This window comes from Paenibacillus shunpengii (genome assembly GCF_042684905.1).
Classification (GTDB): Bacteria; Bacillota; Bacilli; order Paenibacillales; family Paenibacillaceae; genus Paenibacillus; species Paenibacillus shunpengii.
Genome location: NZ_JBHUMJ010000011.1, coordinates 569097 through 592300 on the forward strand (window position 1 = coordinate 569097; position 23204 = coordinate 592300).

Here is a 23204-nt window from a genome sequence, read left to right on the forward strand (position 1 = left end):
TTGCGTCTTCTATAACTGCCTTTTTTATAATCGTATTCTCATTCTAACATACCTAAACTGGCAACTTCACTAGGTGAAAAGGGCTCTTTCCTCTGCTCATCAAAAAAGCATGATCTGTGTCTATACAGATCATGCTTTCCTATTTTAAGGGAGATATTTCATAGGATTTTGCGCTACACTATTCTTCTTGATTTCAAAGTGAAGATGTGTACCTGTGGAGCGTCCCGTATTCCCCATAATTCCAATGTTTTGGCCTTGATCAACAATCTGTCCTTCTTTGACTCCAATGCTGTCCAGATGACCATACACCGTCTCATATCCATTACGATGATTAATGATAATGACGTTACCATAGCCGCTTTGCTGTCCTGCAAAGGTTACAACTCCTTCGTCAGAAGCGGTAATGGATCTGTTACCCACGAGATCAATGCCTTTGTGCTGCTTGCCCCAGCGTTCGCCGAAGCCGCTGGTGATCGTTGCGTTGACTACTGGCCACTTGAAGATGCCGCTGCCTTCACCCGTCACCTTGGTCCCTTGGAGAACGACTTTAGATACTGAAGCCTCTATAACTTCCTGACCGAGCCATTCTTCTTTTACCAATTCGCCATTTTCTTTAGTAATCCGATACTCGACCTGCTTGAGCCCGGTTTGTCCTTCCCGTACGACCTTGGTAACACCTGACTCGAGTTCGTCTGTTTGACGGATCTCTACCTGTGGTTCCGTCTCGATCTCTTCGACTACGTTCTCGACCGTCGTTACCGTAAGCGGTGGTTTTGGAATTACAAGCGTCAGCTCTTCCCCGATCCGAAGACTGTCTTCTTCTAGTTCAGGATTCAGCTGCTTGAGAGCAGCGATCGTTGTGTTGTGATGCTGGGCGATATAACTCAGGGTATCCCCCTCCTTCACCACGTACACCGTCTTCTGCTCTTGTCCCTCCGTCAGTCGTTCAATCGCCTCGTCACTGGAGAGGACCTTGCTCGGATCGGTCTTCACTTCACTAAGCACGACCTGCTCTTCAAGCTCGACGGATTCCAGGCTGACCTGCTCCCCTTCAGGAGCTTGTGAACTATCGGAAGATAGCGCAGCTACTGTTCTGATCTTAGAAGCGGACTCAGCTGCTTTTTCTTCAGCTGTAATATATTTATTTTTAACATTCTGGATGACTTGATCCGCTGTCTTCTGGTCTTTTACAATCCCTATCGTCTTGCCATCAATCTTAAGCTTAACACCTTCCGCATAACCGGTCAGTAACCCGTTCAGCTTATTGAGTGTGGCTTCGCTGTCGATCTCAGGCTTGTATGCCTGCTCTTCCTTTAGCTCAACGTCGCTGATGTCCAGCTGCATAAGAGCATCGGGATATTGCTGCTGAAGCTGTTCTATTTTACTCTCATACAGCTTCGATAGCTCATTTTCACTTTTGACTGCTCCGATATGCTCTCCCTTAACATAAACATTGTAATAAGGGATCGTATTTGCAGTTACATACGTTTCACTCGCAAAGCCTGCTGACATGGTAACAAATAATCCTGCTGCCGTTACAAGAAGCCATTTCCGTGGCTTAGATAACTCCTTTTTCGGTAACGAGTTGTCAGAGCTCTTCATGTTGTCTTTCATACTGCTCATGATTTTCTCCTTTTCTCTGCCCTTTAAAAGTTCAAGCTATATTATTGCACTCCATTACATCACTTATGAGCCTTTTTATTCGTAGTTTCAATCCAAGCGGTAAACGATATGTATGATTTGATCGAACGTTCAGTCCTCACTTATCGCTTTGATTACTTAGATATATGAATAAAAGGTTGCTAAATAGTATCAAAAATTTAACCTTTTGCTTACTTGTTTACTTTACCACAGCCGGAAGTCCTAGATCAACTCACCAAAACATACCAAAAACCCGCGCAAAGCGCGGGTTTCCTGAACTTTCCTTTAAGGTGTCAATACGGCCATCAGCTCATTATATTCTTCCTCTGTTAAATATTTTGCAATCACTTGCTCCATGTTCTGCAGCTCTGTCTCTGTCAAACCGCCTTCCATCGTACTAGAGATCTTCTGCATTTCATCGGCAGGAATCTTATTCATGAGCAGCTCGAATACCGCTGTCTTATCCTCGGTGGAGATGGAGTCCTTCTGATCTGTAATGTCTTCTGGTGTCATGACCATCTGGTCATCCGGTTCAGCTGTACCTGCCTCGGCCCCTTCTTCTGTTGTGCTTGAGGAAGGGGTCTCAGGAGTCTCAGACGAGCTTCCTGATGGACTGCCTGTTGATTCCCCTCCATCAGCAACTTCACTGTCTGTTTCGCTGCTCCCTTCTTCCTCACTGTTTAATTCGGGATTGTTCGGATCAGCCTGACTTGTATCCGTCCCGTCTGTTTGACTCGGTTCATCGCCTGCACTAGCATCAGAATCTGCTTTGCCATCCATTCCATTTTGGGATGGATCTGGGCTCATACTGCCAACAGAAGCTGTATCCGAATTAGGCTCTGTGCTTTCGGAAGTGTCTGATGTCTGATTCATACCCATCGCACCTTGAAACACCGCAGCAAGATTGTTCGGCGCGCCTTCCCACGTGATATTGAAGCTGGCCAGCAGTGATGAAATATAAGATTGCACAATTAGTCCTGTTGTCAGCAGAGTCAGAGTGCTCACCAGGATGACGGTCAGCAGGAGCTGCCCCGTCCATTTTAGCCATTTCATTATGTTTACGCCTCCTCCTATCTATCTCCCCTCTTCGCCGCCTAATCTAGCAGATGAGCTGGATGCTTCAGTCAATCGTTAATTTTACGTTGTCTGATTCATCCCGAAGAAGGCTATAGCCTCAGTATTGACGTATTTCTCTCTATTCTATCCTTCGAATTTTCATATTTTCACAGCAGTACTAACGCTAATTCAGGAAAGCATACCAAAAACCCCCATCCTTTCTATACAAGAAGGGATGGGGATTCTGGATCTAGATATGAAGTAAACCTTTAGTTGTCTATAGATTAAACGTAGATTGGCAGTACTTGATTCGTCTGCTCACGATTACGGCCAACGGAGAAGATCGCGATTGGAATACCTGTCAACTCCGATACACGATTCACATAATTGCGAGTCGTTTCTGGCAGATCTTCGAGTGTCTTCGCTCCGGTAATGTCCTCGCTCCAGCCTGGCATTTCTTCATATACAGCTTCACATTCTGCCAGCATTTTGAGGCTTGCCGGATAATGAGTAATGAACTCACCGCGATACTTGTATCCGACGCAAATCTTAACGGTATCCAGACCTGTAAGTACATCAAGAGAATTCAGAGACAGCCCGGTAATACCGCTGACACGTCTAGCATGACGAACCACTACCGTATCAAACCAGCCCACCCGGCGAGCACGTCCAGTTACGGTACCATACTCATGACCTTTCTCGCGAATATAGTCTCCTACTTCGTTATTCAGCTCTGTAGGGAATGGTCCATCTCCGACACGTGTTGTGTAGGATTTCGCTACCCCGATAACTTGACTGATCTTCGACGGGCCGACTCCGGAACCGATACATACACCGCCAGCCGATGGGTTGGAGGACGTTACATACGGATAAGTACCTTGGTCGATATCCAGCATAACCCCTTGTGCACCCTCGAAGAGCACCTTCTTGTCTTCATCAATCGCATCGTTAAGAACAACGGAAGTATCCGTTACATATGGACGAATAAGTTCCGCATACTCCAGATACTGTTGCAAAATCTCTTCTACATCCAGCGCCTCTGCACCGTACACTTGCTCGATCACTTGATTCTTCTCCTTCACCATATGGCGAAGCTTCAATTCGAATTCCTCAGCATCCATCAGGTCAGCAATACGGATACCGTTACGGGCTGCTTTATCCATATACGCAGGGCCGATTCCCTTACGTGTCGTTCCGATCTTATTAGGACCCTTGCGATCTTCCTCAAGTGCATCCAGCACCATATGATATGGCATAATGACATGAGCACGGTCACTGATGACCAGATTCTTCGTGGAGAAGCCGTTCTCATGAATATAATTGATCTCTTCCAATAGAGCGGCTGGATTGACAACCATACCGTTCCCGATCACACACTTCTTATCCTCATAAAAAACACCGGATGGAATCAAGCTGAGCTTGTATTTCTTACCGTCAATCAGAATGGTATGACCGGCATTGTTACCACCCTGGTACCGTGCCACCACATCGGCGCTTTCCGCAAGATAATCTGTAATTTTGCCTTTGCCTTCGTCTCCCCATTGTGTACCCACAACGACTACTGTTGACATGTTCATTCCCCCGTGAGTGTCTTTTGCACTCCTTATTTTCTTAACACTTGAACTTAAATATACATTAATTAACGATTTCTATATCGCAGCCACTTCATGACTGCAGCTCTCGCAGACATTCGAATGTCCTAGATTTTCACAAGATTACGAACCGCCCTCATATCACGGCAAAAAGCCCTACCTTAATCGCCATTCCCCTCAGGAAATGACTGTTGCTGTAAGGTTTACCTCAAAAAGCAGCAATTCAAGTGTACCAGTCACTCCTATCAAAGTCAAATAAAAAAGCGAACATTAAATTATAAGTAAAATTTATCGTTCGGGATTTGCTGGACAACTCCGCTTAAAATGATAAAATCCACTCCCCACGGTGCAATCAGCACACGAGAAGTGGATTGATAGTTTAATAGGTAAGAATGCGTCGTCACCCGGCAAAGGCATCCGAATGCACGCGTTCATAATTAACGAATTTATTGAAGTTCTTCAAGAAGACCAGCTCGACAGTGCCCACCGGACCATTACGCTGCTTGGCTATAATAATCTCGATGATATTCTTCTTCTCCGTCTCCTGATTGTAGTAATCGTCGCGGTATAAGAAGGCTACAATATCGGCATCCTGCTCAATGGAACCGGATTCCCGAAGGTCACTCATCATCGGCCGTTTATCTTGGCGCTGCTCGACACCCCGGCTGAGCTGGGACAGAGCAATGACCGGCACATCCAGCTCCCGTGCAATCTGCTTAAGGGTACGGGAGATTTCTGATACTTCCTGCTGCCGGTTCTCCCCAGCCTTGCCTCGTCCCTGAATCAGCTGCAGGTAGTCGATGACGATCATCCCGAGCCCTTTTTCCTTCTTCAGACGGCGGCATTTAGCACGAATATCAGCCACGGTAATTCCTGGTGTATCATCAATATAAATTTCGGCTTCTGACAAAGCAGCGATGCCCATGGTCAGCTTGGACCAGTCGTCATCACTCTTGAACTCCCCGTTCCGCATTACGCCTGCATCGAGATTGGCTTCCGCACAGATCATACGCTGTACCAGCTGTGCGGCGGACATCTCAAGACTGAAGATCGCTACGGTCTCGTTCGCTCTAACCGCTACGTTCTGGGCAATGTTCAGGGCAAATGCCGTCTTCCCTACGGAAGGACGGGCAGCCACAATGATCAGGTCATTCCGCTGGAATCCGCTCGTCATCTTGTCCAGATCAACGAAGCCCGAAGGGATTCCTGTCGTATTCCCCTTGTTCTGATACAGTGACTCTACCTTCTCGAAGACCTCCATAACGACATCTCGGATGGCGATAAACCCACTGCTTGAGCGGCGGTTGGAGATCTCCAGAATGCGACGCTCTGCATCGCTGAGCATGCCGGATACGTCTTCCCCGCCGGCATATCCTTCGCTTACGATCTGCGTCGCTGTACGAATGAGTCTGCGCAGCATCGATTTTTCCTCGATGATCTGTGCATAATAATCAACATTAGCAGCGGTCGGCACCGCATGTGCCAGCTTGGCCAAATAGGTTACCCCGCCAATCTCATCTAACTGCCCTTTGTCCTGCAAGAGTGAGGTCAGTGTAATGAGATCAATGGGCTGATTGCCTTCTCCAAGCTCAATCATCGCTTCGTAGATCAGCTGATGGGGCTTGTCATAGAAATCATCGGTTGTCACCCGCTCCATAGAGGTAATGAGTGCTTCCGATTGAATAAGAATTGCACCTAGAACCGCTTGCTCGGCTTCCAGGTTTTGCGGCGGAACACGATCAAAATAAATCTCGCCGCCCATCTTATTCCTCCGTTACTTGGACCTTGAGCGTAGCTTTGACATCAGGGTGGAGCTTAACCGGAACCTGAGTCACTCCCAAGTTACGGATTGGCTCGTCCAGTTCAATTTTGCGTTTATCCACTTTGAAGCCTTGCCCTGCAAGTGCTTCTGCGATCTGCTTGCTCGTAATCGCTCCGAATAGACGTCCGCCTTCTCCGGCTTTTGCCTTCAGCACGATGGTTGCCTCTTCCAGCTTCTTGCCGAGTGCTACCGCATCGTCCTTTTCCTGCTGCTTGCGCTTCTCTTCAGCCGCATTCTGATTCTCTAGTGTTTTCATATTGCCATCCGTAGCCGCACGTGCTAAACCTCTTGGCAGCAAAAAGTTAGAAGCGTATCCTTCGGATACCTCTTTCACTTGACCTTTTTTTCCTTGACCTTTTACATCTTTTATAAAAATGACTTTCATTCGAACAACCCCTCTTCCTTCTCGATTTCAGCCAATACTTCCAGCAGTTTTTCCTCTGCTTCCCCAATCGACATTTCCAGCTGTACGGCAGCATTGGTCAAATGACCTCCGCCCCCCAAGCGTTCCATGACAACCTGTACATTCATCTTGCCGAGTGAACGGGCACTAATGCCAATCACGCCGTCCGGTCGTTCACTAACCACAAATGAAGCAACGACATCCGTCATGTTGAGCAGCGAGTCGGCTACCTGTGCAATCAGAAGCTGCGGAATTACCTGTCCCGGCTCCGTCACAGCGACCGCAATATGCCCATACATCATTTTAGCATGTTTTATGATTTCTGCTTTCGCAATATATTCCTGTAAATCTTCCTTCAGCAGCCGCTGAACCAGCATCGAATCGGCACCGTTTCTGCGCAAATACCCCGCTGCCTCGAACGTTCTTGAACCGGTGTGCATGGCAAAATGCTTCGTATCCACCGTTATTCCAGCCAGTAATGCTGTCGCCTCCAGTGGAGTGAGCTGCAGCTTATCATGAATATACTGCAGCAGCTCTGTGACCAGCTCTGCTGCTGATGAAGCATACGGCTCCAGATAGATCAGCACAGCATCGTTAATAAATTCCTCGCCTCTGCGGTGATGATCCACCACAACAACTCTGGAAATGGAGTCCACCAGCTTCGGCTCAATGGTCATGGAGGCCTTATGTGTATCCACGACAACGAGCAGACTGTGCTCGGTCATCATCTGCATGGCTTCCTCAGGCAGAATAAATGCCTCCAGCAGCCGCTCATCCTTCTTCACCTGCTCCATCAAGCGATCGATGGATGGGTTCGAACAATCCAGCACAATATAGCACTCTACATGATATAGATTAGCAGCTTTCCATAGTCCTATGGAAGCACCGATCGCATCCATATCTGGCATTTTGTGCCCCATGATGAAGACACGATCGCTCTCCTGCATTAAATCACGCAGGGCATGGGCAATCACTCTGGCTCTGACCCGGGTTCTCTTCTCCACTGCATTGGTCTTACCGCCGTAAAAAGAGAGCCGCTGTCCCGCCTTCACCGCTGCCTGATCACCGCCCCGGCCAAGTGCCATATCAAGAGACGATTGAGCCAGCTCGCCCAGCTCCCGGATATTCTCTGATCCAAAGGCGAGTCCCACACTCAGCGTCATCGGCACCTTCAGATCTGCTGTCATCTCCCTGATGTTATCCAATATAACAAATCTGCTCATCTCCAGCTGCTGAAGTGAGCTGTAATGAAGCACCATAAGGTATCGTTCGGACGATAATCTTCTTAGATAGATATGATAATCCTTAGCCCAAGCTGTAATTTCACTGGCAACACGGGCAATGAGTGCTGTTCGCTGCTGATCATCCATCCCCTGAGATGCTTCATCCAGATTATCAAGCATGATGATGCCGAGTGCAATCTTCTCATTCTCGTATTTCTCCCGTAAGGTAGCGAGCTCTGTTATCTCATAAATGTAAATGAGCCGTTCCTCGGGGTAATGAAACAGCTCATAGACCCGATCCAGCGTTTGATACTCAAATCTGATTTCATGAGCGTTTCCATGCGTATTTTCCTTGCTGCCATCCTTCTTATCCTTCTGCTTGAATGGAAGCTGCGGAAAAAAAGAAGTCAGTTCACTCCCGATCAGCGTCTTCTCTTCAAACATTCTGGATACATAAGGATTATGCCATTCAATTGAACGATCCTCACTATACAGCACGATGCCAAGCGGGATGCTCGCAGACACTTCGCCTTCAACTCTTTTGATCCGAAGATTTAGACTACCCATGTAATTGACCAGTTCTCTTCGGAATACGAACTCTTTCTTGACCATGATAAATCCGAGTACAGCGATAAGAACGAAGCAAACCAGACCCAGCGGCCAGTTATATGCAACCAGAAATGCATCCAGTATTAATAATAAAGCAAACGCCCAGACGGTCTGATAACCGTGCCAACGCTTTAACAGAAATTTAGGCATCATGGTTCATCCTATCGTTTTGGTTTCGAAATGGCTTCACGGAGCGGGAAGGCAAGGTCTATGATTCCGATAATCCGCATGGGTCCAATCAGAAACGTGGCAACAGCGAGCAGATACGGAATGACCGGATGCCATGATCTCGCATGTGCAGCAAAAAAGAAAAATCCGATGGCTTGAATCATGAAGCAGAAATTAATCAGCGGTGAGAAGTTGAGTGCAATCATCGTCAGAAAGCTGTTGTCTGTATTGCCAGCTACCAGCTGAAGAATAATGCCCAAGAAATAATACCATATCAAGGATCTTGGCAGTCTCCACTCACGGATTGGCTTAAGCCGGTTCACTCGGATTCCCATTCGGCCAAGAATAGGACGGGCAATAACATGGGTTAGAGAAGTCATCACCAGTGAAGTGACGATGAGCGCAAAAGGAATCATCTGAACGGTCGCGTTGCTCACTGCCTCCGCCATTTCTTCATCCATTACCAATCCATTCGTCAAGGCGTTGTTACCGCCCGATTCAGTTACCGGTGTCATCGTAAACTCGATCGTTTCACGAATATATTCAGAGAAATCAATTTGAAACAAAGTTGTGCTGATTAAGAGCAGTAGTAGAAATTCGGCCAGAATTGTGCCTGTTCCAAGCACCAAGGTGTTTAACGCAGGCTTTTGCTTCTTATAACAATGACCGATAAGAATCGCTGGAATTAAGAAAAATATACCAAATATTAAATAAATCGGACTTATGATCAGCCCAATCAAGAGTACGGGTATAACATGTACTAAGAATGACTTCAAATTTAATGAGGTATAAAGTATAACCCCTGGTAAAATAATCAGAAACACACTAATCGCTGTTAAAGGAGTTAACAGAGATAATAACAGAAGCAGATAAATCAGACTCCAAACAGCTGTTTTCCAGCGGAATTTCAAAATGTTCACCTCTTACGCATATGGTCTTCGAGAGCGGAAATGTCCTGGTACCAGTCCTCAAGCTGGTGACCTTCCTTCTTGTGCTTCTTGAGCTTCTCAACGAGCAGGTCATCCATATCTCTAAACGATATGCCGAGCCTCCGTCCCAGAATATAACTACTCATGATGAGACTCGCAAGGCTGTCACTGATTCGAGCGTTGCTTCCTTCCCATAGAGCCTTGAACAATCGTGACACTTGATCCAGCACTTCGGTTTTGAGCCATTCAATCACTTTTGCGCGCTTCGCGACATCTAGTTCTTTTGGCATGCTCATGCTCGTCACACTCCCGTAAAATGCTTTATTCTCCATTATAGCATAAGGGAATACCCATAAAAAGGCGACCCGCGGCCCTACAGCTTATAGGATGCAGTCAATCTCTAATGAATATGCCTGCTAGTTATAAATTTGCATCAGATTTCACAGAACCTCTAGACATGACATCTTCACAATACTCAATAATCTGGCTCCGTCTTACGATCCCGATGAACCGCTGCATATCATCCACGACAGGAACAAAATTCTGAACCTTCGCCAGCTTGATCAAGTCTTCCATGTTGGCATCAATCGATACAGGCTTGATATGTAAGCGCAGGGGTACATCCTTCAGCACATATTTTGAAGCGTTTTCAAATGTAATCTCTCCTCTGGAATTCTTCATATGCCACAGCAGGTCTCCCTCTGTCACCGTACCTTCGTACTTACCGTCCTTGCTGAGAATCGGTACCGCTGTAAATCTGTGATATTCCATCCGTTCAAGTGTCTGTCTGAGCGTTGCATCCGAGGTTACCGTGGCCACCTCTTGTTTCGGAAGCAAGAAAAAAGCAATATTCATATCGAGTTATTCCTCCTCTTTACACACAATTATAAGAACAACCCATTAGTATGGGATTTTGCGAAAAATAACTTCTTATTCCATTATATTCATATAAGACAACAAAATCAGCACCCGACCAAAAGAATGTCGTCAGTGCTGATTGTCGTACGTCTATGTTATTGAGATTGAGAAGGTATGGTTTCGCTGCTCTCTGTAACATCACTCTCGGTTTCGTCTTCTTTGTTAAAATCCTCCGGCTTGAGCAGTGTTTCTTCCGTCGTGTTTGGATCGAGCCAGTTTGCGATCATTTCTTTCGAATACTCATAATATTTCTCGTCGACTTCGGTATAAAATATACCGTCATCCTTTCTTACCCCTTCACCCATCATCGTGAAACTTAAAATTTCTGGGTTGCCTTGTGTAAGAACCTGCTTGGCAAGGTTAATAATAGATGTCGGATGCAAATCTGTCTGGAAATTCTCTCCCATAATATCAAACAGCTCTGGAATTTGGGAAATCTGATTCACATTCAACATGCGGTTTGCTACAGCGTTCAAGAAGATCTGCTGTCTCTCTGCACGTTTAAAATCGCTGTCTTCACGGTAACGAATGTAATACAATGCCTCTTCGCCACTGTAAATTGGTTTACCGCCTTCGATAGTAAACTGCACATGATTCGGATTTTTATTAACGATATCTTCGGTAATCGGAAGCTCTACGCCGCCGATAGCATCTACAACCTGCTGAATGGCCATAAAGTTGACCGTTGCGTAATTATTTACCTCATAGCCCAGGAATTTCTCGACCGTGTTAATCGCCATCTCCTCTTCGCCAAAGGCAAAAGCATGCGTAAGCTTGTCATAATCATTCATGCCGTCCTCATCTGCATCATGTCCAACGATCTCTACATAAGTGTCACGTGGAATGGAAACGAGCAGTACACGAGATTCCTGAGGGCGAACTACAGCGTAAATGACGGTATCTGAACGACCGCGAGTCTTCTCATACGGTCTTGCATCCGTACCTAACAGCAATACAGAGAAGGGCTCATCCTGATATACAACGGGCTCTGCGCTGGCACTTCCGGATGGTTTATATGATTTTTCAAGCTGGTTCTTGACCGTGCCTGACAAGAATAGATCAAATGCGGCTATAGCAATCTGTTGACGGAACGGATAAGCGACCGCGACTACAACGACAAGAGTCAGGAGAGTGATGAGTAAGCCTCTTCCTCTCCTTTTTCTACGATGCCTGTTTCTGCTTCTAGATCTCATAGTTCATTCCTTCTCTATTAGATTTGTAGATTCGTCTTATGTGAAAGCAACGTCATAACAGTATTATTTTCGGCACATTCTGCCTTAGAGTGTATCCCTCTATTATGATGGCCTATTATTTTTCATCCTGCAACTTGTACATTTTGCTATATTACCATAATAATCAGAAGTTAGGGATGCTGCAAATTGTCATATTTAAACGAAGAAGAAGCTCTTTCCGCAGAAAGGGCTTCTTCTCTTACAATTTCAATGATTGCTATTAATGTGATACCTGTCTATTCTCTTCCCTTTGATTCCTCTTCTTGCTGCGAATCTTTCCGGTCACTAGTGACGCCGCTGCCGTAAGGACACTGAAGATCAGAGCAGACCAGAATAAACTGCTGTACCCTTGGTTCACCGTCAAATCCAGTGCCTGTGTTAATGCATCCGAAATGGAGGTATCCGGGATGGAAGCGAAAGCTTCACGAATAGAGTTCACATCCGTTGAGGCCGTCTGTGTTTCCCCCACATATTGCTGCAGTACGGAAGGATCGGCCTGAATCCCCTTCTCTGCGAAACTCGCCTCTATGTTGGCACCAAAGCTTGAGAAGGAACGTGCAAGAAATCCGGCGAATACTGTTGGTGCAATGGCCATCGCCATCTGCCTGAATAACGAGCTGGTTGCAAGCGCAATGCCTCGTTCTGACTCCTTCGCATCCTCCGTAATAAGCACATTGACTGGTGCTCCGAGCATTACACTAAATCCAAGCCCGACAAACAAGCTTGTAATGACCATTTCCCATAAGCTGTCGACCCATAAGGCAAATAGAAGGAAGCCAAACGCACTTATTAAACCAGCTACCGTAAGTGTCCAGATCGGCCCTTTGCGATCTACGTACATCCCGCCAAGCGCCGAACCTACACCAGCAGCAAGGGCAAGCGGAGTGAACCAATACCCCGACGCCGTGCTGGATACACCAAGATACTGTTCCACGAATCCGGGAATGAAAATGACTGATGCCAGGATCGCGCCCGAGAAAAAGGCAATGAGCAGCGTCCACAAAAAAGACGGTACTCGAAGCATTTGGGTGGAAATGACCGGACTAGCTCCTTGAAGCTCCATTCTTTTTTCCCAATAATAAAACAGAATCAGCATGATCAGCCCGCCAGCAAAGTATCCATAAAATCCAGGTTCGCCCATGCTGGTCAATAGGCTGACTCCTTCAAGGTTCGTGAAGCTGAACATGACCCCGAGTACCCCTAAGGAGAGCAGACTGACACCGATCCAGTCCATCTTCGCAGTACTTAGCTCCTGCTCCTCACTAATGAATTTGTAGCCCAGAAGTAGTAGCAGTATTGCAATGGGCACATTAATGAGAAACAGCCAATGCCAGTTGCCCGTGAGCTGAAGCAGCAGAGAACCGACATTGGGTCCCAGTACGGCAGCTACTCCATTCATCGCACCCAGCATCCCTAGTGCTCCACCTTGTTTTTCTTTAGGGTAGGTACTGAGCACATAAGAGCTTGCAATAATGAAAATTCCGCCGCCCCCTAGGGCCTGAATTAGCCTTGCACCCAAGAACATTACAAAGTTTGGGCTTAATGCCACGAGCAATGATCCAAGCCCGAATAAAGCCACTTCGATCATAAACAGCTTCTTCCGCCCATATCGGTCCGACAGCTTGCCTGCAATCGGTACACTTATGGCGAGGCCTAGTGTGTATAAAGTGATTGTCCATGCTCCCCAGTTCGGTGATACACCGAATGAGGCGTTCAATGTTGTTAAAGAGGAAGTAATAATGCCATTATCCAAGGCAGCCATGAACACACCGACCGCAAAAATAATGAGCGGCCATTGTAATTTCTTTTTCATTCCTATCCCTCCGAGACCTAGGATTACAACTCAAGAACTATAATTAACCCAAGAGTCAATTATTATCATACGCCTATAAATTCAAAAGTAAAGAAAAAATTATGTAACTATAAACATATATTTAGGTTAGTTTTGCTTCTAAAATGATATATATTGTAACTTAAACACCCTCAGCTCGCTTTGCAAAAATAAAAAAAAGAGCGAGGTGGCTGTGTCTCCCTGCTCTTCCTTACTCATGCCTTTCTATTACAGCGGCTGATTTTCAATCCTGTTATCGGCTTAAATCAAAAAAGTTATATGGTTCGATCGACGGCCTGCCGCAGTGCCAATGCCCACTGCTTATGCCAACCTCCCGCCGTGTATCCGTGTGAGTATCCGTAGTTTAGCAAATCTCTAGCTTCGTTAAATCGTTGTTCCTGTGATTCGGCTCCAAGCACGACAGCAACTAGCCGCTTGCCGTTCTGCTCGGCAGTACCTGCATAACAATATCCGGCTTCCTCTGTATATCCTGTTCTGAGGCCATCCACCCCTTCATAGGAGTAAGGCCCGCTGATCTCTTCCAGCATCCAGTTGGTATTGCTCATATAGAGTCCTTTACCCTTTAATTCAACTTGCGGTCGACTTGCCATCTTCAGAATTTCCGGATGCTCCTGAATGAGATGGGCTGATAATAACGCAATATCACTCGCAGTCATATAATTGTCTGTAGGACCACCTGCCGAGGAAGTATTTCCTGTCACATTATGATATATCGTATGGACCGAGAGCCCTAATTCCTTGGCCTTGTCATTCATTCGATCAATGAATACATCCTCAGATCCCAAAGCATGCTCAGCGAGAGCAACAATCGCATCATTCGCCGAATATACCGATACAACTTCAAGCAGCTCTCTTACTGTAAACTGATCTCCTGGGCTAAGCGCCACCTGCTGTCCTTCGACTTCGTTAGCATTCTGGCTGATTTCAACTTGATCATTCCAGGAAATATGTCCTGCTGAGATCTCATCCATGATGATCAGCTGGGTCATCAATTTGGTAATACTCCCTGTTGGCAACGGAACATCACCATTGATGTTCATAATGACTTCTCCTGTATTTGCGTCCATCAACAATGCAGCATTCGATTGAATGGCGGGCTTCCCTACTAATATTCCCGGTCTGATGATAATCACAAACAGCGCAAGAATAACGACTATAGCACTGCTTCGCAGAATCCACTTTTTCATATAGCTTGTCCCCCATTCTCCTGAATATGCCGCATTTCATATGTTAATGTTGTTTTCTTCTATGTATATTGACTATCGTTATAGTTCTTATTAAACACTTCTATATATATATAGACGTATGAAATGACAATTTTGTCTGCACTTTTTTAAAATTTTTTCTCTTTTTTTCATTCCAATTTCTTACTGCTTCAAAAACGCCTGCTCTTCTATGAAACTATGCATCTTGATTCATTGGTCCTCCCTTGGCCCTGGCTTTCATATAATCCAATTAAAAAACAAAAAAGAGCATCATCTCCTCTACCCTATCGGATATGGAAATGATGCTCCTTAACAATTCAACTGATGATATTGTCCGTACGCAAGCAGGACCCCAAACCCAAGCTTGTGACGTAATTTTATGCGAAATGACAAGCAACATAGTGATTATTCCCCATGTTACGGTACTCTGGAATTTCCTGCTTGCAAATATCCGATGCGAGCGGGCAGCGAGTATGGAACTTACAGCCAGAAGGTGGGTTCGCCGGGCTTGGAATGTCGCCTTTCAGCACAATTCTCTCCCGTTTGATCGTCGGATCTGGAATCGGTACAGCAGACAGCAGTGCTTTGGTATAAGGATGAAGTGGATTCTGGAATAGATCATCCTTACTAGCCATCTCTACCATCGAGCCCAGATACATGACCCCGATTCGGTTGCACAAATGCTCGACAACACTAAGATCATGGGATATGAACAAATAAGTGAGCTGTTTCTCTGCCTGCAGATCACTCAGCAAGTTAATGATCTGAGCCTGGATCGATACATCCAGTGCAGATACAGGCTCGTCCGCCACAATAAAATCAGGGTTAAGGATGAGCGCGCGCGCTATGCCGATACGCTGACGCTGACCGCCTGAGAACTCATGCGGGAAACGATTGTAATGATAGCTCGACAGACCACAGATGCGAAGAATTTCTTCTACACGCTCCCGAAGCTCTTTTTTGGGAATAAGCTTATGATCCAGCAGTGCCTCACCAATTGCTTCTCCAACTTTAATCCGTGGATTCAGGGAACTGAACGGATCTTGAAATACAATCTGCATCTGCGGACGGATACTTCTCAGCTGCTGCTTAGACAGCTTATGGATATCCTGGCCTTTGAAAAGGACACTTCCCTCTGTTTTTTCCAATAGACGAAGAATGGTTCTGCCAATCGTACTCTTGCCGCAGCCAGACTCGCCGACCAGTCCAAAGGATTCGCCTTTATAGATCGTAAATGATACATCATCTACCGCTCTTACATTCCCAACCTGGCGCTGAAATACACCGCCTGTAATCGGGAAGTACTTCTTGAGGTTTTTGACCTCCATAAGCGGTTCTGCTAAATTACTTGGTCTTACTTCAGTTACTGTCGCACTAGTTACTTCTGTCATCGTACCTTCGCCTCCTCCTCGTACAGCCAGCAAGCCACTTTATGTCCTTGCTCATTCTTTCGAAGCGGCGGCTCCTTCTCCCGGCAAATGCTCATGCAGAACTCGCAGCGATCATGGAAATGACAGTTATTCTCCAAATCCACAGGGTTAGGTACCTGGCCTGGTATTGAGTAGAGACGCTCTTGTCTTTGGTTAATAATTGGCTTTGCTCTAAGTAATCCCTTGGTATAAGGGTGCTTCGGTTCTCTGAACAGCTCATATACGGAAGCTTCCTCGATGACTTTACCAGCATACATAACGACAACGTAATCCGCCATCTCGGCTACAACGCCAAGGTCATGGGTAATGAGCATGATCGAAGTGTTAAACTTCTCTTTAATATCCCGCATAAGATCAAGAATCTGAGCTTGGATCGTAACATCAAGCGCTGTGGTCGGCTCATCGGCAATCAGCAGCTTAGGATTACAGCTGAGGGCAATCGCAATCATAATCCGCTGACGCATGCCTCCACTCAGTTCATGAGGGTAGGAGTCTACAATTACCTCAGGACGTGGAATGCCAACAAGGCTGATCAGCTCAATGGCTCTCTTACGTGCTTCCTTCTTATCCAGCAGCTGATGCAGCATCAGCGGTTCACTAATTTGCTCCCCGATCGTGAGAACCGGGTTCAAGGAAGACATCGGCTCCTGGAATATGATTGATATCTCATTGCCCCGAAGCTTGCGCATTTCATTATTGCTCAGTTTCAATAAATCTCTGCCTTCGAACAAGATTTCTCCTCCAGCAGAAGGAGTATCGAGCAAGCGCATGAGGGACATCGCCGTTACACTCTTGCCGCAGCCTGATTCTCCAACGACGCATACGGTCTCGCCTTCTCGTATAGTAAAGCTGACGTCATCTACGGCTTTGACGATCCCGGCGGATGTATGAAAATGCGTTTTTAAGTTACGAAATTCTACAAGTTCTTTTGCCATGTTCGCATCTCCCTACTTTTTCATTTTAGGATCGAGCGCATCACGAAGCCCGTCACCGATTAAGTTAATGCCTATGACAGTTACCAGGATACAAACCCCTGGTGGAATCCATACCCAAGGTCTCTTACGGAATTCAATCAAACTATTGGCATCGGCTATCATATTGCCCCAGGATGGAGTAGGTGGTACAACGCCCAAGCCCAGGTAGCTAAGTGCTGATTCACTCAAGATCATGCTTGCGACGAGCAGAGTAGAGGATACAATAATGATAGGAACCGTATTCGGAATTAAGTGTCTAAATATTTTACGCCCATCCCGAAGTCCGAGCGCTTCTGTTGCCTGCATAAACTCCTGCTCACGGAGAGACAGGATCTGACCTCGTACCAATCTCGATAAGGATGTCCACCCCATTACCCCCATGATCAATACCAAGAAGAAAATACGATAACTTGGATGCACCTTTAAGTCGGACAATATCGCACCCATAATGATCAGTAATGGAAGCTGAGGAATCGCCATAAAGATCTCGGCAACCCGCATGATAATCGTATCTACAAATCTTCTATAGAATCCTGCCAATGCTCCTAGAACAGAGCCCAAAACAACGGCAACTAAGGTTGCTACAAATCCTACAAATAAGGATATTCTGCCGGCTAGCATAATTCGAAGCAAAATATCGCGGCCTAGCTTATCCGTGCCTAGCCAGTGCTGTGCATTCGGCGGTTGGTTCTTATTCGCTACAGCATAATCTGACAAGCTGTATGGCGAAAGCATAGGACCAACCAAACAGAATAAAACCATAAATACTAAAATAAAAAGTCCAAGCACAGCGAGTCGGTTGCGAGTAAATCGACGTATTGACATACGCCATGGAGAATCCGGCCGCTTGACTGGAACTTGAGTATTCGACTTAAGGGGTGCAGCCTCAATCGCCAATGTAATCTCCTCCTACTTTAACCTGATTCTAGGATCTGCAGTTCCATAGAGCACATCCGATAGCAGCGTACCTATTAAGGTTAGCGCCGAGATGAAGACGGTAAAACCAAGCATGAACGGATAATCCCGCATGTTGATTGATTCCATATACACTTGTCCAACACCTGGCCATACAAATACGCTCTCAAGAATGATGGCTCCTCCGAACAAGCCCGGAAGCTCGAATCCCATGATCGTAATTGCAGGAAGCAATGCATTGCGAAGCGCATGTTTAAAGATAACGGTTCTCTCTTTCAAGCCCTTTGCACGTGCTGTACGAACATAATCCTGGCGTATAACTTCCAGCATACTGGTTCTGAAATAACGAGTCAGACTTCCTGTGCTCAGCATGGTTAATACTAATACAGGTAAGAAGCTGTGATGAATAACATCAACAAGATAATCCCATGTTGACATATTAGACGCTCCTGCTGAACTCATCCCCCCTACAGGGAACCAGCCCAAATCTACGGACAAGAACTTGATTAATACAAGACCAATAAAGAAGGAAGGAAGAGACATACATAGGAATACGAACAAAGTTACGATCTTGTCAAAGAACGAATACTGAAATTTTGCAGAGAATACGCCGGTGAACACGGCTATAATCCAACTGAAGATCATACTGAAAAAGGCAATAACGAAAGAATTCCACACATAATCTCCAATAACATCTGTTACCGCCCGCTTATGCTGAAGTGACTCACCCATGTTCCCAGTAAGCATATTGCCTACCCAAGTAAAATACCGCTCTACTATGGGTTTATCCAGACCATATATTGCACGAAGCTGAGCCGCTCTTTCTTCTGTCATCTGCGGGTTTTGCTGTGAGGTAATGAAATCTCCAGGCACCAATGCTGTTATGGCAAACAAGATAATGGTGATTCCGATCATCGTCGGAATCATCTGCAGCAGCCTCCGGATAATGTACTGCTTCATAATATTCCTCCCGGTTAGAAAAGTAGATAAGCTCAGCTCTTGCCAGAGCTGAGCTTATCGTTATCATGCTGATTTAATTATTCTCCGATTTCGGCTTTGTACAGATCAATAGTGAAGTCTTTGTAAGGTGTGATTTCTAGGCCGTTAATGCGGCCATTGATCGCCCAGCCGTCACGTCTTTGGTACATCAAGATATCCGGAATCGTTGCATTAAGCTCTTGATATGCCTTAGCGTAGATTTCTTTACGCTTTTCGAGATCGAGTTCTGCTTTACCTTGTGCTGCCAGCTCATCATAGGCTGGATGAGAGTATCCAAGGCGGTTCTGAGCACCGTCTGTTGTATAAACCGTTGTATCTGGATCTGGAGTCAAGCCCCATGCCATGAAGAACATCTCAAAGTTTCCTGATTCAGCTTTTTCCGTAATTGCGTTGAAATCAAGCACCTCAGCTACAACTTCAATGCCAAGGTCTTTATAGTTCGCTGTCATGATTGGAAGTAGTGCATCTACCACGACGTTATCCGCTGTAGCAGAGAAGTCAATTTTAAATTTCTCACCGTCTTTCTCACGGATACCATCGGCACCTACAGTCCAGCCAGCTTCATCAAGAAGTGCTTTGGCCTTTTCGGTATCGAATGCATAAGCTTCAATGCCTTCATCTGTATAAGCCCAAGATTGCTTGGATTGCGGGATGTTGATAACATCAGCAAATTTGCCGTATACCGCTTCTACAATCTCAGCGCGATTAAGGCCATAAACCAAGGCTTGGCGCACTTTCACATCAGAGAATTTAGGACTTGTATGATTCATACCGATGTATCCATATCCATTCGTTGGGAAGATGTTCAGATCCAAGAATCCAAGAGCCTGAGCCATTTCAACGTTATCTTCATCGACTGTGAGCATATCCATGTCGATTTCACCGGATTCCAGCATCGCAAGTCTTGTTTCGTCGGTAGTCGTTTTGTAAATTACATTCTTAATTTTTGGTGCTCCCAAGTAGTAATCCGGGTTTGCTTCAAATACAACTTCTTGACCGGGAGCAAAGGATTTCAATACATATTGACCAGAACCGATTGGCTTGTCATTCAGAGCCTTGACTCCATCCAGGTTGCCTTGGGTATAGGACTCACCATAGTAATCAGATGGAATAAATGGAACTCCTGCCAAGTTTACTTGCGTCAAAGCTGTTGCTTCTGTAACTTCAACTTGAACCGTGTGATCATCAACAATGGTTACACCAGAGATTTCATCTGCCTTGCCATCATAGTACTCTTGTCCACCTTTGATCTTCCAAGAGAGTGGATCAGACTGACCATCATAGCTGCTGTCATGGTACATTTTAAGAGCTAAGTAATAGTCATTTACGGTTACTGGAGAACCGTTTGTATATTTCAGATCTGGCTTCAGCTTGAAGGTGTATTGCAAACCATCTTCACTAACCTCGATGCTCTCCGCAAGTCGAGGAGAGTAAGTGCCGTCAGCATTAATACCTTGGAAGGATTCAAAAATAAGATCGTTTACCCATATATCATAGGTTGTACTTGCAAAGAGAGGATTAAAAATACCTGCAGGGGATGTAACCCCTACAATTAAAGTGTCGGTACGGTTTGTTGCTGTTCCTGGATTCATCGACATATCCGTCGCTTCAAACAAACCATCATTTTGCGTAGCATCTTCTGCTGCTGGCTCTTCTGCCGGCTCTTCTGGTGTCTCTGCCGGTTCAGTTGTTTCTGCAGGTGTTTCCCCCGTCGTTGGTTCTTCAGCTGTTGATCCGCCGGAGCATGCTGCCAGCACAGTAACCAGCATGAGCATGATCACAAGCATTAGCGAAAATCTCTTTCTCATGAAAATCCTCCTCGTAAAATTCTATAATGCTTGTTGCTTATAAATTATCAGGATAATTATGTATGAATACTTATCCATGAATAATTACAGAGGTGAGTAAATTTAATCATGATGCACTGTTGTGAATGAAAGAAATAGAGCGAAATGCTAGTTTGTACATGTTAGGAAGATGTGTAGAGTAAATATTGTTTAAAAATTGATGGTTAGTCTCGTAATATGTGGGCTTCTCTAGTTGTGGAGTGGATCTAAATAAATCGATGGTCTTATTGCTAAGTCTATGAGGTCAAAATGCGAAAAGGATAGAAACTTTTAGACCAAAGGTCAATAAATGTAAGATGAACCTACTTTTTCAAATCTGAATAAGTTATTGTAATAATACGTGTAAATATTACTAACGTCAATAATTTTTTCGTATTTTCATTAAAAATGTTGTTTAAAAGACCTGTGACGGGGTATATAGACCTGATTATATAGATCTAGACTTCTAGATTGTGTTGAGGACTTTCTTCTTAAAATATCTGTTTTTAACTTTAAACATGACATACCTTTCACACAAAACAGCTGATTTCAGCTTAAAATGTGTTAGGAAATGTTATATTATATAACATATAATTAGCTTTGTTGATTTGGATTTATTTGCTATGATGATTCTGAAATGAGGTAGAAAGTGGATTTGTGTGATAAACTAGCGTGGTTCAGGTTCTTCAAAGTAAATTAACATATGCTTTATACTTCTATTATATTTGTTGATTATAATAGAACTTTTTTCCTATTATACAATTATCTTTATTAATTTCAAGTCAAAAATGATGAATCTCACGAATAAATCGAAAAATGATGGAGGCTGCTACCATTTCATCACATACTATGAAAAGAAGTAAGCTCTACCATACACAGAGCTTACTTCTCCTATATTTATTATTTTCTTACTTAGCGTTAAATTGATAATTAATAGAGTTATTCGCTTGCTTCCAAATCTTCTGGCTCGATCTCATAACCTGGGGGTCTCTTCCCACGCTGTAGTTCAGCGATACTATAGCCAAAGTCATACTGCAGATGCGGATAATCAGGGAAATTGGCCCAGTCCCCGCCCCACTCAAACCCAAGACTTTTGGCAATGGTGACGACTTCCATCCAGTCGGATTCACCATTGTTGTTCCCATCATACTCCATGTCCCATATCACCTTGTCTTCAGATACCCGGATTGCAAAATCTATTGCCAAGCCATAGTTATGATAGGATTCCCCTCCACGAGCAGAGGTGACAATCTGGCCTTCCGTCGTTCTACCTTGCTCATACAGCTCATTTTGCCTCTCTTCACTGCGGTGACCTTCTGTGATCATAATTTGTATTCCTTTTTGCTTTGCTAACTCCACCAGCTGTGATTTCTTTGCCGCCACTTCAGGATGGAGCTCTGTTACATGTTTTGGCTCGTCTTCTTCAAACAATGGAGTAGGACTTCCCCAATCTATATTAAATGATTCCGTTTGAGAGATATAATAGACAAGGCCCAATACGAGAAAAACAAAAAAAATAGGCCCACTAGATCTTCGCTTCTGTTTATACTGCCGCTGTCTGTTCATAACCACTCCTCAAGCTTTTTTTACTTATGCAGCTTCTTTATTCCTTCTAAATTTCTATGATCGCTTTTATCTGAAACGATGTAAGAATTCATAATTCTATTATTTCTACGATTTTAGATGAATGATGAAAGCTATGTATTCTATTATATTCGTTCTTCCTTTCCAGGAACAACCCTACAAAAAAAGGACAGCCTGCTAAGTAGCAGACTGTCCTTTCCGTTCACTGAATCGTTAACTATTCAGTTGTGTACGGAAGCAATGCGATTTGACGGGAGCGTTTAACTGCAATCGTCAACATGCGTTGGTATTTTGCGCTTGTGCCAGTTACACGGCGTGGCAAAATTTTTCCGCGCTCACTGATAAATTTACGAAGCAGATCCGTATCTTTATAGTCAATGTGAGTAATTTTGTTAACAGTGAAGAAGCACACTTTACGACGTTTGTTACGGCCGCCGCGGCGAGCCGGTCTTTTATCGTTGTCTCCGCCTTCTCTTTGTTTGAAGCTCATGCTATTCAGTCCTTCCTAATTAAAATGGCAATATTGAAGAACGTACACTGTGTAATTCCCCGATACCCCTTGTTCTAATTGAGTTTTTATTGATTACACACACGTCGCTGTGTAAATCGTGAATTCACTTTTCTTAAATTACCACAAATACATCTAAAAATCAAATGTTTAATCGGGCCACGTTCCGCCTCGATAATTGTACGTACTTATACAACCTCCTCGGTGTATATACTAATGGTGGGGTACAGTCCCCTCCTTGCATTTAGAGCAAATAGGCTACCACGATTGTTAGTTATGGTAGTCTATTTGTCTCTCCAGAACTAAACAGGCAGAAAT

The 23204-nt window shown here is 44.9% G+C and carries 19 protein-coding genes; all 19 read right to left on the reverse strand.

The features are described 5' to 3' along the window. Positions 1-144 precede the first annotated feature (144 nt). A complete protein-coding gene (locus tag ACFSVM_RS24600; protein ID WP_076314166.1) occupies positions 145-1623 on the reverse strand; it encodes a M23 family metallopeptidase in 1479 nt (492 codons plus the stop codon). A gap of 303 nt (positions 1624-1926) precedes the next feature. Then, the gene (locus ACFSVM_RS24605) at positions 1927-2694 is read right to left on the reverse strand and encodes a hypothetical protein (protein WP_090725029.1); all 768 of its coding nucleotides are present in this window, start codon (positions 2692-2694) and stop codon (positions 1927-1929) included. 287 nt (positions 2695-2981) lie between these two features. Continuing rightward, the gene (locus ACFSVM_RS24610) at positions 2982-4268 is read right to left on the reverse strand and encodes an adenylosuccinate synthase (protein ID WP_047912588.1); all 1287 of its coding nucleotides are present in this window, start codon (positions 4266-4268) and stop codon (positions 2982-2984) included. Between the two features lie 421 nt (positions 4269-4689). Continuing rightward, on the reverse strand, positions 4690-6051 hold the full coding sequence (dnaB, locus tag ACFSVM_RS24615) for a replicative DNA helicase (RefSeq protein ID WP_047912587.1): 1362 nt from the start codon (positions 6049-6051) through the stop codon (positions 4690-4692). Position 6052: 1 nt separating this feature from the next. Beyond that, a complete protein-coding gene (gene rplI, locus ACFSVM_RS24620; RefSeq protein ID WP_076314164.1) occupies positions 6053-6496 on the reverse strand; it encodes a 50S ribosomal protein L9 in 444 nt (147 codons plus the stop codon). After that, positions 6493-8496, reverse strand: coding sequence for a DHH family phosphoesterase (locus ACFSVM_RS24625; protein ID WP_090725031.1), 2004 nt, complete (start codon positions 8494-8496; stop codon positions 6493-6495). Before ACFSVM_RS24625 ends, rplI begins: the two co-directional genes overlap by 4 nt. 11 nt (positions 8497-8507) lie before the next feature. Then, positions 8508-9425, reverse strand: a complete 918-nt coding sequence (locus tag ACFSVM_RS24630; RefSeq protein WP_076314162.1) for a DUF2232 domain-containing protein — start codon at positions 9423-9425, stop codon at positions 8508-8510. A gap of 5 nt (positions 9426-9430) precedes the next feature. Further along, complete coding sequence (locus ACFSVM_RS24635) at positions 9431-9733, reverse strand: MazG-like family protein (RefSeq protein ID WP_076314584.1); 303 nt, start codon at positions 9731-9733, stop codon at positions 9431-9433. A gap of 130 nt (positions 9734-9863) precedes the next feature. Beyond that, positions 9864-10298 (reverse strand): CBS domain-containing protein, encoded by a 435-nt coding sequence (locus ACFSVM_RS24640; protein ID WP_047912583.1) that lies wholly within the window; start codon positions 10296-10298, stop codon positions 9864-9866. Between the two features lie 158 nt (positions 10299-10456). Next, positions 10457-11554, reverse strand: a complete 1098-nt coding sequence (locus ACFSVM_RS24645) for an LCP family protein (protein ID WP_379265118.1) — start codon at positions 11552-11554, stop codon at positions 10457-10459. A 259-nt stretch (positions 11555-11813) separates the two neighbouring features. After that, complete coding sequence (locus ACFSVM_RS24650; RefSeq protein WP_379265120.1) at positions 11814-13406, reverse strand: MFS transporter; 1593 nt, start codon at positions 13404-13406, stop codon at positions 11814-11816. A 293-nt stretch (positions 13407-13699) separates the two neighbouring features. After that, complete coding sequence (locus tag ACFSVM_RS24655; protein ID WP_379265122.1) at positions 13700-14632, reverse strand: D-alanyl-D-alanine carboxypeptidase family protein; 933 nt, start codon at positions 14630-14632, stop codon at positions 13700-13702. Between the two features lie 395 nt (positions 14633-15027). After that, positions 15028-16041, reverse strand: a complete 1014-nt coding sequence (locus ACFSVM_RS24660) for an ABC transporter ATP-binding protein (protein ID WP_379265124.1) — start codon at positions 16039-16041, stop codon at positions 15028-15030. Further along, on the reverse strand, positions 16038-17015 hold the full coding sequence (locus ACFSVM_RS24665; protein WP_379265126.1) for an ABC transporter ATP-binding protein: 978 nt from the start codon (positions 17013-17015) through the stop codon (positions 16038-16040). Before ACFSVM_RS24665 ends, ACFSVM_RS24660 begins: the two co-directional genes overlap by 4 nt. Before the next feature lie 12 nt (positions 17016-17027). After that, positions 17028-17951 (reverse strand): oligopeptide ABC transporter permease, encoded by a 924-nt coding sequence (gene opp4C, locus ACFSVM_RS24670; protein WP_379265128.1) that lies wholly within the window; start codon positions 17949-17951, stop codon positions 17028-17030. A gap of 12 nt (positions 17952-17963) precedes the next feature. After that, positions 17964-18929: an ABC transporter permease gene (locus ACFSVM_RS24675; protein WP_379265130.1), complete on the reverse strand. Its 966-nt coding sequence runs from the start codon at positions 18927-18929 to the stop codon at positions 17964-17966. Positions 18930-19006: 77 nt separating this feature from the next. Next, a complete protein-coding gene (locus tag ACFSVM_RS24680; protein WP_379265132.1) occupies positions 19007-20776 on the reverse strand; it encodes an ABC transporter substrate-binding protein in 1770 nt (589 codons plus the stop codon). A 957-nt stretch (positions 20777-21733) separates the two neighbouring features. Beyond that, the gene (locus ACFSVM_RS24685) at positions 21734-22360 is read right to left on the reverse strand and encodes a M15 family metallopeptidase (RefSeq protein ID WP_379265134.1); all 627 of its coding nucleotides are present in this window, start codon (positions 22358-22360) and stop codon (positions 21734-21736) included. A 235-nt stretch (positions 22361-22595) separates the two neighbouring features. Further along, positions 22596-22868 carry a 30S ribosomal protein S18 gene (rpsR, locus tag ACFSVM_RS24690; protein ID WP_047912573.1) on the reverse strand — a complete coding sequence of 91 codons (273 nt, stop codon included), beginning with the start codon at positions 22866-22868 and terminating at the stop codon, positions 22596-22598. Positions 22869-23204: the final 336 nt, after the last annotated feature.